The organism is Mesorhizobium sp. M0016 (assembly GCF_040324035.1).
Taxonomy (GTDB): domain Bacteria; phylum Pseudomonadota; class Alphaproteobacteria; order Rhizobiales; family Rhizobiaceae; genus Mesorhizobium.
Genome location: NZ_JAMYVM010000004.1, coordinates 364931 through 379042, shown reverse-complemented (window position 1 = coordinate 379042; position 14112 = coordinate 364931). Strand labels below are relative to the sequence as shown.

Here is a 14112-nt window from a genome sequence, read left to right as displayed (position 1 = left end):
TGTCAACCCGCCTTGTTCACCCGCATGTACCAGTCCACCAGCCGGCGTACCTGCCGTTCTGTGTAGCCACGCTCGATCATGCGCTGTACGAATTCGTTATGGCGCTTTTCCGTAACGCTGTCTTGCTTGGAGCCGAAGCTGATCACCGGCAAGAGGTCCTCGACCTGTCCGAACATCCGCTTCTCGATGACCTCGCGCAGTTTTTCATAGCTGGTCCATGACGGGTTGCGGCCGTGGTTTCTTGCGCGAGCGCGCAGAGTGAACTTCACCACCTCGTTACGGAAGTCCTTGGGATTGGCGATGCCTGCCGGTTTCTCGACCTGCGAAAGTTCGTTGTCCAGGATCTCCCGGTTGAGGATCTGGCCGGTGTCGGGGTCCTTGTAGTCCTGGTCCTCAATCCAGGCATCCGCATAGGCGATGTAGCGGTCGAAGAGGTTCTGGCCGTATTCGCTATAGGACTCCAGATAGGCCTTCTGGATTTCGTGGCCGATGAACTCGGCGTAGCGCGCCGCAAGCTCCGACTTGATGAATTCAAGATAGGCCGCTTCCGTTTCCTTCGGGAACTGCTCCCGCTTGATCGCCTCCTCCAGAATGTACATCAGATGCACAGGATCGGCGGCCACCTCCTCATTATCGAAGTTGAATGTCTGCGAAAGGATCTTAAAGGCAAAGCGCGTGCTGACGCCCGTCATGCCTTCATCGACGCCGGCGGCGTCGCGATATTCTTGGACCGACTTTGCCCTGGGATCGACTTCCTTCAGATTTTCGCCGTCATAGGCGCGCATCTTGGTGTAGAGCGGCGAGTTGTCGTGCTCGGCCAAGCGCGTCGAAACTGCAAAGCGGCTGAGGATGTCCAAAACTTCAGGGGCACAGGGGCTGGCGGCCAACTCGCTCTCACGCAGCAATTTCTCATAGATCTGCCTCTCTTCGGTGATCCGCAGGCAATAGGGTACCTTGACCACCAGGATGCGATCGAGAAACGCCTCGTTGTTCTTGTTGCTCTTGAACTGTTGCCATTCCGACTCGTTGGAATGGGCGACGATGATCCCCTGGTAGGGAAAGGCGCCGAAATTTTCAGTGCCGTTGTAGCTGCCTTCCTGTGTCGCGGTCAGCAGCGGATGCAGAACCTTGATGGGTGCCTTGAACATCTCGACGAATTCAAGCAGACCTTGCGTGGTCCGGTTCAGGCCACCGCTATAGGAATAGGCATCGGGGTCGGACTGGCTAAAATTTTCCAATTGCCTGATGTCGACCTTGCCGACCAGGGCCGAGACATCCTGATTGTTCTCATCGCCAGGTTCGGTCTTGGCAATGCCGATCTGGCGCAGCCGCGAAGGCATCAGCTTGACGACGCTGAATTTGGAAATGTCGCCAGACAATTCGTCGAGGCGCTTGGCCGCCCATGGCGAAATCAATCCGTTCAGCCGGCGCCGGGCTATGCCGTATTTATCCTCTAGCAGATCACCCATGTGATCGGGATGGAACAGCCCAAGCGGCGACTCGAAAACCGGGCTGATCTGGTTGCCGACCTTCAGCGTGTAGATCGGGCGCTGCTCCATCAGTTTCTTCAGACGCTCGGCCAGAGAGGATTTGCCGCCGCCGACCGGGCCGAGGAGATAGAGGATCTGCTTGCGTTCTTCGAGCCCCTGCGAGGCATAGCGGAAATATCCGGCTATGCGCTCGATCGTATCCTCCATTCCATAGAAGTCGGAAAAATGAGGGTAGACCTTGAGGGTCCGATTCGAGAAAATGCGGCCGAGGCGCTCGTCTTTGCTGGTGTCAACCAGTTTTGGTTCGCCGATTGCGTCGACCATCCTTTCGGGCGCCGAAGCGTACATCGATTTGTCTTCCCGACAGGCAAGAAGATACTGTTGGATGCTGACCTCTTCGTCCGCCGCATTGGCATAAATTTCCGAAAAAAGATCGAAGACGTCGGATTGGGTTGCACGCATGATGTTCTGCCCTCGGAGCCGATCTGGATTCCAATCGCCTCATCACCTTCAACTGTCGGAAAGCATTGTTGGTTCCCTTCACATGAAGGAGAGTGGCTGCAATCCGGGTAGAAGGCTTGGGAGGAAACATTCGGAGTGGCTGGAATGGTGGGTTGCCCGGTGCTGCGGAGTTGATGGGCGGCGTTGTCGCCGGCCAGCTATCTCGATGGACACAAGCATCCGCCGACCTTCATCGCCTATTCGCCCGCCGAAGGCCGCGACGACCAATCGAAGGCTTTGCCAAACGCCTGCGCGCCACCGGCACTGAAGTGACGCTGTTCGACGGCAACGCCTACACGCATATGTCGATCAATCACGACTTCGGCGAGGACGGCGACGCGTTGACCGCCGCGATGCTGGCCATTCCTGAATGGACCGTCGGTTGATCCCGGCTCCCCGCGAGGCGTCCTGGATCAGACCAAAAGCCCCGGCGGGACATTGCCGACCCGGCGCCTACAGGTGCAATTGTTCCTGAATTGTCGATTGGGAAAGAAAATCATGAATGGCGCCGATCTGCTGTGCGACGTGCTCCTGGCCAATGACGTCACGGTCTGCTTCGCCAATCCTGGCACATCCGAAATGCATTTCGTTGCCGCACTGGACCGCAAACCTCAGATGCGCTGCGTGCTCGGCCTGTTCGAGGGCGTGGTGACCGGCGCCGCCGACGGCTATGCGCGCATGACCGACCGCCCGGCAGCAACGTTGCTGCATACCGGACCGGGTCTCGCCAACGGTTTGGCCAACATGCACAACGCAAGGCGTGCGCGCAGCCCGATGATCAACATTGTCGGCGACCATGCTTCTTACCATCTGCCGCTCGATGCCCCGCTGACCAGCGACATAGAAGGCCTGGCGTCGCCGATGTCGAACTGGGTTGGCCGCGTCAAGGGGCCGGCCGATATTGTGCCGGCCGCAGAGGCGGCTTTCGGCGCCTCACTCACGCCGCCTGGCGTCACGACGCTGATCCTGCCTGCGGATGCCGCCTGGGGCGAAGTTGCTGCGATTTCACCTGGCAAGGTGGAGTTGGAGCCGCCGCCCGCCGTCGACATGGCTGTTGTGCGCACGATCGCCGAAGCAATCCGCGCCGCGCCGGGCCGTGTCGGCATGGTGGTGCGTGGGCAGGCGGCGCGCGCCGATGGACTTGAAATCGCAGGGAGAATCTCATCGGGAAGCGATGTCAGGCTGTTCAGTGAGGTTCTGATCGCCCGCATGCAGCGCGGCCGCGGGCGGTTCGCCCCGACCCGCATTCCCTATCCGGTCGATGCGGCGACGGCCACGCTCCGGGATATCGATTTGCTGGTGCTGGTCGGCGCCAAGGAGCCGGTTGCCTTCTTCGCTTATCCCGGCAAGCCCGGGCGGCTGGTTCGGGACGATTGCAAGGTGCTTTCGCTGGCGGCGCATGGCCAGGATCTGAAAGCGGCGCTGGAGGCGCTGGCCGACGAGCTCGGCATCAAGCCGACGCAGCAATTCGCCGCCGCAACCGCCTTTCCAGACGAACCGACGCTGAGCGGCAGACTGACGGACGATGCCATCGCGCTGTCGGTGGCGCGCAAACTTCCGGCCAATGCCATCGTCTGCGACGAAGCGGTCACCTCGGCGAGACGGTTCTTCACGCTATCCGCCTTTGCGGCGCCGCACGACTACATGATGGGTACGGGCGGATCGATCGGCGGCGGCATTCCCATGGCTACCGGCGCGGCGATCGCCTGCCCGGACCGCAAGGTGATCAATCTCGAAGCCGACGGCAGTGGCATGTACACGGTGCAGGGACTGTGGACCCAGGCCAGGGAAAAGCTTGACGTCGTGACCATCATCTTTTCCAACCGGACCTACGCCATCCTGCATGGCGAAATGAAGAATGTCGGGGTCAATGAGATCGGCGAGAACGCCAGGCGCATGCTCGATCTCGACCATCCGGCGCTGGACTGGGTTGCGCTGGCCAAAGGCATGGGCGTCGAGGCGGCCCGCGCCGACACGTGCGAGCGGTTCGACGCGCTGCTCGACAGTGCCCTGTCGCGTCCGGGACCGTTTCTCATTGAAGCGGTGATCTGAGGCGGAGAGACTTACCAACGGGTCTTTTCGCCGGGTGCAGCCGGTTCGATTGCCAGCGCATGGACGCCGGCTTGCAGCTCCGCTGCGAGCAATTCGTTGACGGCGCGGTGGCGGTCGATGCGGCTCATGCCGGCAAAGACGGATGAGACGATGCGGACGCGAAAATGCGTCTCGCCAGTGCCGTCATAGGCAGCGTGATGGTCGGAGCCGTGGTGGTGATGACCGGCATGGAGATGGCTTTCATTGACGATCGCCAGGCGCTCCGGCGAAAACGCCTTGTTCAGCTTGTCTTCCATCGTCGCCTGTATGGACATCGCCATCTCCCTTCACCATATCTGCAAGGCGTGATCGGGAAATCGGGATCGATCCCGCCGGGCCGCCTCAAAAATCGCCATTCGCCCTGCTTTATGCCGCGATTCAGCGGTTAGGGCGATGATCGCGAAAATGTCAATTCTTGTTTCGCACGTGCGAACAGCCCATAAATGGGTGAGATGAAACCGTACCCCAAATATTTCGAGAAAATTCGGGTCCGTCCCGACAAGGATGCGGAGCTGAAGTCGCACTCGCCGATCTGCCAGTGGGACGGCTGCAAGGAGGCCGGTACCCACCGGGCGCCGGTCGGACGCATGAAGGAAGGCGAGTATTTTCAGTTCTGCTTCGATCATGTGCGCGAATACAACAAGGGTTTCAACTACTTCTCCGGCGTGCCGGACACCGAGATAGCCCGCTTCCAGAAGGAAGCGATGACCGGCCACCGGCCGACATGGAAGATGGGCGTCGCCGGCGCCTCGACGCGCTCCTCGCCCGATTTCGCCCAGCAGCGTTCCGGTCGCGCCGGCTATTACAACCGCATGCGCGATCCTTTCGACCTGTTCAAAGGGCCGAAGGACCCGCGCGAGGCGCGCGAACGCAAGGCCAAGCCGCTTGAGGCCAAGGCGCTGGAAACGCTTGGCCTTGATACAAAGGCGACTGGCAAGGACATCAAGGCGCGCTATAAGGAACTTGTGAAGCGCCACCATCCGGATGCGAATGGCGGCGATAGAGGTTCGGAAGACCGGTTCCGCGATGTGCTGCAGGCCTATCGCGTGCTCAAGCAGGCGGGTTTGTGCTGAGCGACCTAACGGTTCGTGTCGTTTTCCAACTTTCATAAGGGTGGAAAAGGCTCTAAGACCGCCCCCGGACAAAATCGATTGCCGGCGAAATCAGGCATTTCGCCCGTGGAGACTTGGATAGAGATGAACAAGGTCGATCGCGACATCGCCAATTTGCCCGACACGACGGTGTCGGTGAAAGACAAATTCGGCTTCGAGTCCAAGATGGTGGTGCCGGCCTATTCGGTGACCTCGGAACATGTGCCGGACATCGATCCGGATTATCTGTTCGACAAGGCGACGACGCTGGCGATCCTTGCCGGCTTTGCGTACAACCGCCGCGTCATGGTGTCTGGCTATCACGGCACCGGCAAATCGACCCATATCGAACAGGTCGCCGCCCGCCTTAACTGGCCCTGCGTGCGCGTCAACCTCGACAGCCATGTCAGCCGTATCGACCTCGTCGGCAAGGACGCCATCGTCGTCAAGGATGGCCTGCAGATCACCGAATTCCGCGACGGCATCCTGCCCTGGGCCTACCAGCACAATGTCGCGCTCTGCTTTGACGAGTACGATGCCGGCCGTCCGGACGTGATGTTCGTCATCCAGCGCGTGCTGGAATCGTCGGGCCGCCTGACGCTACTCGACCAGAGCCGGGTCATCCGCCCGCATCCGGCGTTCCGCTTGTTTTCGACCGCCAACACCGTTGGCCTCGGCGACACCACCGGCCTCTATCACGGCACGCAGCAGATCAACCAGGCGCAGATGGATCGCTGGTCGATCGTCACCACGCTGAACTACCTGCCGCACGACAATGAGGTGAACATCGTGCTGGCCAAGGCCAAGCACTATCGCGACGGCAAGGGCAAGGACATCGTCAACAAGATGGTGCGCGTCGCCGACATGACGCGCTCGGCCTTCATCAATGGCGATCTGTCGACCGTGATGAGCCCGCGTACCGTCATCACCTGGGCCGAAAATGCCGAGATCTTCGGCAATATCGGCATGGCGTTCCGGCTGACCTTCCTCAACAAATGCGACGAGCTGGAGCGTTCGGTGGTGGCCGAGTTCTACCAGCGCGCCTTCGGCGAGGATTTGCCCGAGAGCGCCGCCAACGTGGTGCTGGGCTGAGCAGAGCCTCGATGGCGGGTCCGGGCGACAACACGCGCAACAAGTCGAAGACGGGGTCTGAAGCCGACAGCTTCAAGCGTGCCGTCACCGTCTGCATGCGCGCCATCGCCGGCGACAAGGAGCTCGAAGTCGGTTTCGCCAAGGACCGCCCGGCGCTCGCCGGCAGCCGCGCCCGACTGCCCGAACTGCCGAAGAAAGCGTCCAAGACAGATATCGCGATTACTCGTGGCCTGGGCGATTCCATGGCGCTGAAGCGCGCCTGCCACGATCAGCGCATCCACACCAAACTGGCGCCGGAAGGCAAGCTGGCGCGCTCGATCTATGACGCCGTGGAACAGGCCCGCGTCGAGGCGATCGGCAGCCGCGCCATGCAGGGCGTCGCCGACAATATCGGCTCGATGCTGGAGGACAAATACGCCAAGGCCAACCTTGTCGACGTCAAGGACAAGGCCGACGCGCCGATCGAGGAGGCGCTGGCGCTTATGGTGCGCGAAAAGCTGACCGGACGGCCGATCCCGAAGAGCGGCGAACGGCTGGTCGACCTCTGGCGGCCCTGGGTCGAGGAAAAAGCCAAGGCCGATCTCGACGGACTGTCGGCCAAGCTTGGCGACCAGCAGGCCTTTGCCCGCGTCGTGCGCGAGATGCTTGCGTCCATGGAGATGGCCGAGGAACTCGGCGACGACCAGGAAACCGAAGACTCCGAGGACAATGACGACAACCAGCCGCAAGGCGAGGAGCAGAGCGAGGAGGGCGGTGAAGACGATTCCGGCTCCGAGCAGTCGCAGTCCGAGGATGCCGAGGCCTCGGCCGACGACGAACAGTCGTCCGAGACTGAGGCCTCCGACGCCACTGCCGACGATCTTTCCGACGATGACGATGCGGACGCCGAAACGCCGGGCGAGGCGCGCCGTAACGACAACCCCTTCGCCAACCTGCCGAAAGAGATCGACTACAAGGTTTTCACCACCGCCTTCGACGAGACGGTCGGTGCGGAAGAGCTGTGCGAGGAAGAAGAACTCGACCGGCTGCGCGCCTTCCTCGACAAGCAGTTGGCCAATCTCTCCGGCGTCGTCGGCCGGCTCGCCAACCGGCTGCAGCGCCGCCTGATGGCGCAGCAGAACCGTTCCTGGGATTTCGACCTCGAAGAGGGTTATCTCGATCCGGCACGCCTGGTTCGTGTCGTCATCGACCCGATGCAGCCGTTGTCGTTCAAGCAGGAGCGCGACACCAAATTCCGCGACACGGTGGTGACGCTGGTGCTCGACAATTCGGGCTCGATGCGCGGTCGGCCGATCACGGTTGCCGCCACCTGTGCCGACATTCTGGCGCGCACGCTGGAGCGCTGCGGCGTCTCGGTCGAGATCCTCGGCTTCACCACGCGGGCGTGGAAGGGCGGACAGGCTCGCGAGAAGTGGCTGAAGGACGGCAAGCCGCCGAACCCCGGCCGGCTCAACGATCTGCGCCACATCATCTACAAATCCGCCGATGATCCGTGGCGCCGCGCCCGGCGCAATCTCGGCCTGATGATGCGCGAGGGCCTGCTCAAGGAAAACATCGACGGCGAGGCGTTGTTATGGGCGCACAACCGGCTGATCGCCCGGCCCGAACAGCGCAAGATCCTGATGATGATCTCGGACGGCGCGCCGGTGGACGATTCGACGCTGTCGGTCAATCCTGGCAACTATCTCGAGCGGCACCTGCGCGCCGTCATCGAGCTGATCGAGACGCGCTCGCCGGTCGAGCTGCTGGCCATCGGCATCGGCCACGACGTTACCCGCTATTACAGGCGCGCCGTCACCATCGTCGATGCCGAGGAACTGGCCGGCGCCATGACCGAGCAGCTGGCCTCGCTGTTTGCCGAGGAAAACGTGCGCGATACACGCCGCGGCGGCTACCGGCGCGCTGGATGATTTTTTTGCGCGGCGGGTTTCGGCAGATGCTCTTCGCGGTCACTGCCTTGTTCGGCATGGCGTTTGCGCCGGCCATCGCCGCCGGCCCAAGCGCGGTCGAGCCGGTCGAAGTCTCGGCGCGGCCGATCACCACCTTCAATATCGGCAGCGCCGACAAGCAGTTTGGGCTGCTGGAATTCGTCGGCGGTCTTGAGATGAACTCGACGACGCGCGATTTCGGCGCGCTGTCGGCATTTCGGTTCGTCAAACCCGGCAGCGATTTCATCGGCGTCGCCGATACGGGCTTCTGGTTCTTCGGCTCGATCACCCATGATGCCGACAAGCGGCCGTCCGGCATCCAGAATTTCCGCATGCAGCAGATGGTCGATGAAAAGGGCCGGCCGATCGACAGGAAATGGGAAGTCGATGCCGAGGGCCTTGCAGTCAAGGACGGCATCGCCACCGTCGGCTTCGAGCGCGATCACCGCGTCGCCCAGTTCAAGATTGACCCCAGCAACATGACGGCCCCGTTCAAGCAACTGAACTTTCTGGTTCCAGCCCGCGAACTGCGACAGAACCGCGGTTTCGAGACCGTCACCCACGCCAATCCCAACGGCCAGCACGAGGGCGGCCTCGTCGTGGTCTCGGAAAAGAGCTTGGACAAGGCTGGCAACATCTATGCCGCCATCATCGAAGGGCCGCACAAGGGCGTCTTCACGGTCAAGCGCAACGGTGATTTCGACATCACTGACGGCGCCTTCCTGCCGGATGGCGACCTGCTGCTTTTGGAGCGCAGTTTCTCGATGGCCGGCGGTGTCAGGATGCGGCTAAGGCGCATCTATGGCGAAAGCGTCGAGAAGGGCGCGGTTGCCGACGGGCCGGTGCTGATGGAAGCCGACATGGGCTACCAGATCGACAATATGGAAGGACTCGACGTCTGGACCCGCGATGACAGAGCGCTGATGGTGTCGCTGATCTCGGACGACAACCATTCGATCCTGCAGCGCAACCTCTATCTGGAATTCATCCTGCACCAGGATTGAGAGCCCTAAGGCTTGGTGGCGATCCAGATGACGTGGCGCGCGCCGCGCTTGCCATTGGCGCGCGTCTTCACCTCGTCCACGACAAAGCCCGCCTGCTTGAGCCTAAGTGTGAAGCCGGCATCGGGGCCTTGCGACCAAACAGCCAGCACGCCCCCGGGCCTGAGCGCTGCACGCGCCGCGCCGAGGCCGGCAGCGCCATAGAGGGCGTCGTTGCCCTTGTAGACGATGCCTTCGGGGCCATTGTCGACATCGAGCAGGATGGCGTCCCAGGCTGCCTTGTCGGATCTTATGATGTGCCCGGCGTCGGCTTCGCGAACCGTCACACGGGGATCGTCGAGACAGCCGGCGAAGACCGCCTCCATGGGGCCGCGCGCCCAGGCGATGACGGCGGGGACAAGCTCGGCAACGGTGATGCCTGCGTCGGCGCCCATTTGGGCAAGCGCAGCGCGCAGCGTAAAACCCATGCCGAGGCCGCCGATCAGGATTTTCGGTTGGGCGCGGCCGCCGATCTTTTCACAGGAGAGCTTGGCCAGCGCTTCCTCGGAGCCGCTGAGGCGGCTGTTCATCAGCTCATTGGTGCCGAGCATGATCGAGAATTCGCTGCCGCGCTGCTTGAGGCGCAGTTCCTGTCCGCCGTCAGGCGTTTTGGCCGAGCCGAGCTGGACCCAGGGAATCACGGCCTAGACAGCCACGGCCGGCTGGCTCCAGTGGGCGGCGAGCAGCCGGTAGGGGATCAGGGCCACAACAGCGATGATCAGCTTCACCGAGAGGTCGCCCAGCGCCCAGGAGACCCAGCGCATGGACTCGACCGGCAGCACGCCCATCAGCGGCGCCGTCTCCAGCGCAAAGCTGTCGTTCGGGCCGGCAAAAGCGAAGGCGGCCGAAAAGGCGATGCTGAAGAACACCAGGGTGTCGAACACCGAGCCGACCAGCGTGCCGACGATCGGCGCGCGCCACCAGCTCTGCCGGCGCAACCGGTTGAACACGGTGACGTCGAGCAATTGCGCGCAAAGGAAGGCCGCGCCGGAAGCTGTGGCGATGCGCACCAGCCGGTCGGCTGATGTCTCGAACTCGATCAGGCCGTGGCGAAACAGGAAGGGCGGGACGAGGATCGAGCAGACCACAGCGGTCATGAAGCCGACAAGGACGATGCGGCGCGCCACGGTCGGCCCGTAGCGGCGGTTGGCAAGGTCGGTGACCAGGAAGGAGAAGGGATAGGTGAAGGCGCCCCAGGTCAGGATGTCGCCCAGCGACAGACCGCCGGCCTGGCCCTGCATCGGGAACTGCACGAGGATGTTCGATGCCACGACGACAAGCGCCATGGCGGCCACAAAGGGCAGATATCGCGAGAAGGAAGTCATTTTTTTATCCTGGGTAATGGAACCAGCCAGGCGCTAGCCGAAGTTCGGGTCGCGCTGCCTTGCAAGTTTTGAGCATCGGATTGCTCCGATGCTGCTGCCTTAGAAGTTTTGAGCATCGGATTGCTCCGATGCTCAGGGCGGTCGTCCCCCGCCTTGATATCGTTAAGCGGCGGGCTGGTCGGCCAGCTTCTTGGCGATCTGCTTCTTCAACAGGCGCGCGCGCTGCGACAATTCCTTGGCGTCGGCCTTGGCCAGGAAGGCGTCGAGGCCGCCGCGATGCTCGACCGAACGCAGCGCGTTGGCCGAAATGCGCAGGCGCACATTCTGGTTCAGCGCTTCCGAAATCAGCGTCACATTGACGAGGTTCGGCAGGAAGCGGCGCTTGGTCTTGTTGTTGGCGTGGCTCACATTGTTGCCGGTCTGGACTGCCTTGGCAGTGAGTTCGCAGGTGCGGGACATGGTTCTAACCTTCAGTTCTGTCTAGCCTGCCAAACCTTGTTCGCCCGCGCCGGGTGGCGCGCGGTTTCAGTCAGGCGGCCTTATGGAAAAGTTGGCGTTCCTTAGTTGCATTTCGCCAATGCGTCAAGCTCCGGCTTGCCCACGACTGTGACGGGCGTTTCACATAAAGGCCGGAATTCAGCCTATAAGCGGTCGGACAGGGACATTTCAAGCCGGAGTCGCCCGCCTCCGGTTAAAAAAATCAAGGACCGAGCCCGCCATGCTTCGCCCGTCACATGCCGTTGTCGCCATACTTGTCGCCGCCTTGCCAACATCAACCCTTGCCGCCGCGCCCGCAGCCACCGCACAGTCCTTCAAGGGCGAATACACGGTGTCGTTCCTGGGCCTTTCCGTGGCCAAGGCGACATTTTCCAGCCACTACGAAGGCGATAGCTATTCCATAGACGGCACCGTCTCCAGCGCGGGTCTCGCCACCTTGTTCGACGACACGAGCGGCACGATCTCGTCAAAGGGCAAGATCCTGGGCAAGCAGATGCAGCCGCAGGTATTTCGCGCCGATTATAAGTCCGGCAAGAAGGCTTCCATGGTCGATATCCGCTTTGCCAACGGCGCGGTGACCGCCACCCAGATCATTCCCGAGCCGAAAAAGCGCAATCCCAAAAACTGGATACCGCTGGGCAGCAACGATCTGGCATCGGTGCTCGATCCGATGGCGGCTACCGTCATCCATGCTGACAGCCTCGACCAGGTCTGTGGGCGCAAGGTGAAATTCTATGACGGCGAGATGCGCGCCGACCTGACGCTGACCTACGCCTCGAAAGGATCGATCTCGGTCAAGGGCTACAAGGGCGACACCGTTACCTGCAAGATGAGCTTCGAGCCGGTGGCAGGCTACCGCAAGGGCCGCAAGGCGCTGAATTACCTGAAGAAGAAGAGCCAGATGATGGTGACGTTTGCACCGCTCGGCCAAACCGGCATATATGCGCCGATCCACGCCACGGTCGGGACGCAGATCGGCACCTTGACTGTCAGCGCGGGGCGGTTCGAAGCTACTGAATAGACGCGCCCACCCGAATAGAATGGGGCGAGTCGCCGGAGACGGGCATGGGGCGCGCAACACTGATCGGTTTCTCGGCGGTCGCCATGTGGGCGCTGCTGGCGTTGCTCACCGATGCGTCGGGCGCCGTGCCGCCATTCTTGCTCTCGGCCATCACCTTCACCATCGGCACCGCGGTCGGGATGGCTGCCCGGCTGTTCATGCCGGCGGCCGATAAAAGCCTGAAGATCCCACGCCAGGTCTGGGTGATCGGCATTGCCGGACTGTTCGGCTACCATTTCTTCTATTTCACCGCGCTGCGCAACGCGCCGGCGGTGGAGGCAAGCCTGATCGCCTATCTGTGGCCGCTGCTGATCGTGCTGGGATCAGCGCTGATGCCGGGCGAGAAGCTGGCCTGGAACCATGTCGTCGGCGCGCTGCTCGGGCTCGCCGGGACCGTGCTGATCGTCACCAAGGGTGGCGGCCTCGCCTTCGATGCTCGCTACACCTTCGGCTATGCGATGGCGGCCGTCTGTGCGCTGCTGTGGTCGTCCTATTCGCTGCTGTCGCGGCGCTTTCCGGCGGTGCCGACCTCGATCGTCACCTGGTTCTGCGCCGCCACGGCAGCCCTGTCCCTCATCTGCCATCTTCTGCTGGAAAAGACGGTGCTGCCCGATGGCCCTGGCCAGTGGCTGTCGGTGGTTGGTTTGGGGTTGATGCCGGTGGGTGCCGCCTTCTACGCCTGGGATATCGGCGTCAAACGAGGCAACATCCAGGTGCTCGGCGCGGCAAGCTATGCGGCGCCACTGCTGTCGACATTGGTGCTGATCGCGGCGGGCGTTGCCGAGCCGTCGCTGCGTATCCTGGCGGCCTGCGTGCTGATCACCGGCGGCGCGGCGCTGGCGGCGAAATCGTTGTTCCTGCGCAAGGCGGCAACGGGTGGAGCAAGCGCATGACGATGCCGTTTGCCGGCGGCATCGACGCCAATGCCAACGCCACATTGATTTTTTCGCTGGTGGCGGCGGTGATCTACGCCCTCACCCTGGATATGCGGCCGACGCTGGCCCGCTCGGCGGCAAAGACGCTGTCCGTGGCCATGCTTGCGGCGCTGGCCTTCATGCAAGGTGGGCAGTTGTTGCTCGTCGCGGCGCTGGCGCTCAGCGCCGTCGGCGACGCCTTCCTGTCGCGTGACGGCGAAAAGGCCTTCCTCGGCGGGCTGGCCAGCTTCCTTGCGGCGCATGTCCTCTATGTGCCGCTTTTCCTGCGCGGCGGCGGCGGGCTGGATGTGCTCAGCACCGAGACATGGCGCGGCGCCATCGCGCTTGCCATGGCGGCCTTCGCAGTCGTCATGCTGGCGGCGCTCTGGCGCCGTGTCAGTCCCGGCCTGCGGGTGCCGGTCGCCGTCTATATCGCGGCCATTCTGGCGATGGGCATCTCGGCGTTGACGCTCGACAATCCGTGGGTCATCGGCGGCGCTGTTATGTTCATGGCATCGGACGGGCTGCTTGCCGCGGAGAAATTCCTGGTTCCGGCAATAGCACCCTATCGCGCCGGCATCCGTTATGCGGTCTGGGTGCTCTACTATGCCGCCCAGCTCTGCATAACTCTTGGTTTTCTTCTGGCCTAAGGCTGCCAGCCCGGCTCGGCCATTTCAAACGCGGCGAAGTCGAAGCCCGGCGCCACGGTGCAGCCGACCAACGTCCATTCGCCGAGGCTGCGCGCTGATTGCCACCAGCCGGCCGGCACAACGATCTGCGGCCGCTCGCCCGCCGCAAGTTCAATGCCGAGCACCTGCTCGATCACCTGGTTAAGCATTGGACTACCTTCCTCGCACATCGACAGCGCCAGCGGCGCCCCGGCATGGAAATGCCAGACCTCGGCCGCGTCCTTGACCCGGTGCCAGGCCGAAATCTGGTCCTGTTCAAGGAGGAAATAGATCGCCGTCGAATGGCCCCGCCCGGCGCCGTCGCGAAAGGTCTCGGCATACCAGCCGCCTTCCGGATGCGGCTTGAGGCCGAGCGTGGCGATGATTTCAGCGGCGCTGGTCATGGCTGATCCC

15 protein-coding genes are annotated in these 14112 nt (G+C 62.5%); 9 read left to right on the top strand and 6 right to left on the bottom strand.

Features of this window, described 5'->3' with window-relative positions:
* Positions 1-2: 2 nt before the first annotated feature.
* Positions 3-1952, bottom strand: a complete 1950-nt coding sequence (locus NKJ88_RS09150) for a PrkA family serine protein kinase (RefSeq protein ID WP_023714986.1) — start codon at positions 1950-1952, stop codon at positions 3-5.
* A 173-nt stretch (positions 1953-2125) separates the two neighbouring features.
* On the opposite strand from NKJ88_RS09150, the gene NKJ88_RS09145 reads away from it, so the two are divergent.
* Together NKJ88_RS09145 and NKJ88_RS09140 are read left to right on the top strand one after the other, a co-directional pair.
* Positions 2126-2377: a hypothetical protein gene (locus NKJ88_RS09145; RefSeq protein ID WP_352443956.1), complete on the top strand. Its 252-nt coding sequence runs from the start codon at positions 2126-2128 to the stop codon at positions 2375-2377.
* A gap of 112 nt (positions 2378-2489) precedes the next feature.
* Positions 2490-4043 (top strand): acetolactate synthase large subunit, encoded by a 1554-nt coding sequence (locus NKJ88_RS09140; RefSeq protein WP_352443955.1) that lies wholly within the window; start codon positions 2490-2492, stop codon positions 4041-4043.
* Between the two features lie 11 nt (positions 4044-4054).
* Here NKJ88_RS09140 and NKJ88_RS09135 read toward each other — a convergent pair whose 3' ends face one another.
* Positions 4055-4357, bottom strand: a complete 303-nt coding sequence (locus NKJ88_RS09135) for a BolA family protein (protein WP_023711704.1) — start codon at positions 4355-4357, stop codon at positions 4055-4057.
* Between the two features lie 168 nt (positions 4358-4525).
* Between NKJ88_RS09135 and NKJ88_RS09130 the strand changes: the two genes are divergently transcribed.
* From NKJ88_RS09130 to NKJ88_RS09115, 4 genes are all read left to right on the top strand, one after another.
* Entirely contained in the window at positions 4526-5155 is a 630-nt protein-coding gene (locus tag NKJ88_RS09130; protein WP_032887126.1) for a J domain-containing protein, read from the top strand.
* 123 nt (positions 5156-5278) lie between these two features.
* Positions 5279-6265 (top strand): cobaltochelatase subunit CobS, encoded by a 987-nt coding sequence (cobS, locus tag NKJ88_RS09125; RefSeq protein ID WP_023670677.1) that lies wholly within the window; start codon positions 5279-5281, stop codon positions 6263-6265.
* An 11-nt stretch (positions 6266-6276) separates the two neighbouring features.
* A complete protein-coding gene (gene cobT, locus NKJ88_RS09120) occupies positions 6277-8175 on the top strand; it encodes a cobaltochelatase subunit CobT (protein WP_023824977.1) in 1899 nt (632 codons plus the stop codon).
* On the top strand, positions 8172-9197 hold the full coding sequence (locus tag NKJ88_RS09115; protein WP_352443954.1) for an esterase-like activity of phytase family protein: 1026 nt from the start codon (positions 8172-8174) through the stop codon (positions 9195-9197). The genes cobT and NKJ88_RS09115 overlap by 4 nt, the downstream gene beginning before the upstream one ends.
* 5 nt (positions 9198-9202) lie before the next feature.
* Here NKJ88_RS09115 and NKJ88_RS09110 read toward each other — a convergent pair whose 3' ends face one another.
* The 3 genes from NKJ88_RS09110 to rpmB form a co-directional block, all read right to left on the bottom strand.
* Positions 9203-9874, bottom strand: a complete 672-nt coding sequence (locus NKJ88_RS09110) for a polyamine aminopropyltransferase (protein WP_023686729.1) — start codon at positions 9872-9874, stop codon at positions 9203-9205.
* A gap of 3 nt (positions 9875-9877) precedes the next feature.
* Positions 9878-10558: a queuosine precursor transporter gene (locus NKJ88_RS09105; protein ID WP_023731082.1), complete on the bottom strand. Its 681-nt coding sequence runs from the start codon at positions 10556-10558 to the stop codon at positions 9878-9880.
* A 162-nt stretch (positions 10559-10720) separates the two neighbouring features.
* Positions 10721-11017 (bottom strand): 50S ribosomal protein L28, encoded by a 297-nt coding sequence (gene rpmB, locus NKJ88_RS09100; protein ID WP_023670682.1) that lies wholly within the window; start codon positions 11015-11017, stop codon positions 10721-10723.
* Positions 11018-11276: 259 nt separating this feature from the next.
* On the opposite strand from rpmB, the gene NKJ88_RS09095 reads away from it, so the two are divergent.
* Genes NKJ88_RS09095 through NKJ88_RS09085 form a run of 3 tightly spaced genes read left to right on the top strand, consistent with a single transcriptional unit; the run spans position 11277 to position 13680 of the window.
* Complete coding sequence (locus NKJ88_RS09095) at positions 11277-12077, top strand: DUF3108 domain-containing protein (RefSeq protein ID WP_352443953.1); 801 nt, start codon at positions 11277-11279, stop codon at positions 12075-12077.
* 44 nt (positions 12078-12121) lie between these two features.
* The gene (gene yddG / locus NKJ88_RS09090) at positions 12122-13009 is read left to right on the top strand and encodes an aromatic amino acid exporter YddG (protein ID WP_023824974.1); all 888 of its coding nucleotides are present in this window, start codon (positions 12122-12124) and stop codon (positions 13007-13009) included.
* On the top strand, positions 13006-13680 hold the full coding sequence (locus NKJ88_RS09085) for a lysoplasmalogenase (protein WP_023824973.1): 675 nt from the start codon (positions 13006-13008) through the stop codon (positions 13678-13680). Before yddG ends, NKJ88_RS09085 begins: the two co-directional genes overlap by 4 nt.
* On the opposite strand, the gene NKJ88_RS09080 is transcribed toward NKJ88_RS09085, so the two are convergent.
* Complete coding sequence (locus tag NKJ88_RS09080; RefSeq protein WP_023706325.1) at positions 13677-14102, bottom strand: cupin domain-containing protein; 426 nt, start codon at positions 14100-14102, stop codon at positions 13677-13679. The two genes, NKJ88_RS09085 and NKJ88_RS09080, sit on opposite strands and share 4 nt — an antisense overlap.
* Positions 14103-14112 lie beyond the last annotated feature (10 nt).

Coding starts and splice junctions, on each gene's coding strand:
- NKJ88_RS09085 (WP_023824973.1), top strand. CDS start 13,006: ATGACGATGCCGTTTGCCGGCGGCATCGACGCCAATGCCAACGCCACA.
- cobT (WP_023824977.1), top strand. CDS start 6,277: ATGGCGGGTCCGGGCGACAACACGCGCAACAAGTCGAAGACGGGGTCT.
- NKJ88_RS09130 (WP_032887126.1), top strand. CDS start 4,526: ATGGGTGAGATGAAACCGTACCCCAAATATTTCGAGAAAATTCGGGTC.
- NKJ88_RS09145 (WP_352443956.1), top strand. CDS start 2,126: ATGGGCGGCGTTGTCGCCGGCCAGCTATCTCGATGGACACAAGCATCC.
- NKJ88_RS09140 (WP_352443955.1), top strand. CDS start 2,490: ATGAATGGCGCCGATCTGCTGTGCGACGTGCTCCTGGCCAATGACGTC.
- cobS (WP_023670677.1), top strand. CDS start 5,279: ATGAACAAGGTCGATCGCGACATCGCCAATTTGCCCGACACGACGGTG.
- rpmB (WP_023670682.1), bottom strand. CDS start 11,017: ATGTCCCGCACCTGCGAACTCACTGCCAAGGCAGTCCAGACCGGCAAC.
- yddG (WP_023824974.1), top strand. CDS start 12,122: ATGGGGCGCGCAACACTGATCGGTTTCTCGGCGGTCGCCATGTGGGCG.
- NKJ88_RS09150 (WP_023714986.1), bottom strand. CDS start 1,952: ATGCGTGCAACCCAATCCGACGTCTTCGATCTTTTTTCGGAAATTTAT.
- NKJ88_RS09095 (WP_352443953.1), top strand. CDS start 11,277: ATGCTTCGCCCGTCACATGCCGTTGTCGCCATACTTGTCGCCGCCTTG.
- NKJ88_RS09105 (WP_023731082.1), bottom strand. CDS start 10,558: ATGACTTCCTTCTCGCGATATCTGCCCTTTGTGGCCGCCATGGCGCTT.
- NKJ88_RS09135 (WP_023711704.1), bottom strand. CDS start 4,357: ATGTCCATACAGGCGACGATGGAAGACAAGCTGAACAAGGCGTTTTCG.
- NKJ88_RS09080 (WP_023706325.1), bottom strand. CDS start 14,102: ATGACCAGCGCCGCTGAAATCATCGCCACGCTCGGCCTCAAGCCGCAT.
- NKJ88_RS09115 (WP_352443954.1), top strand. CDS start 8,172: ATGATTTTTTTGCGCGGCGGGTTTCGGCAGATGCTCTTCGCGGTCACT.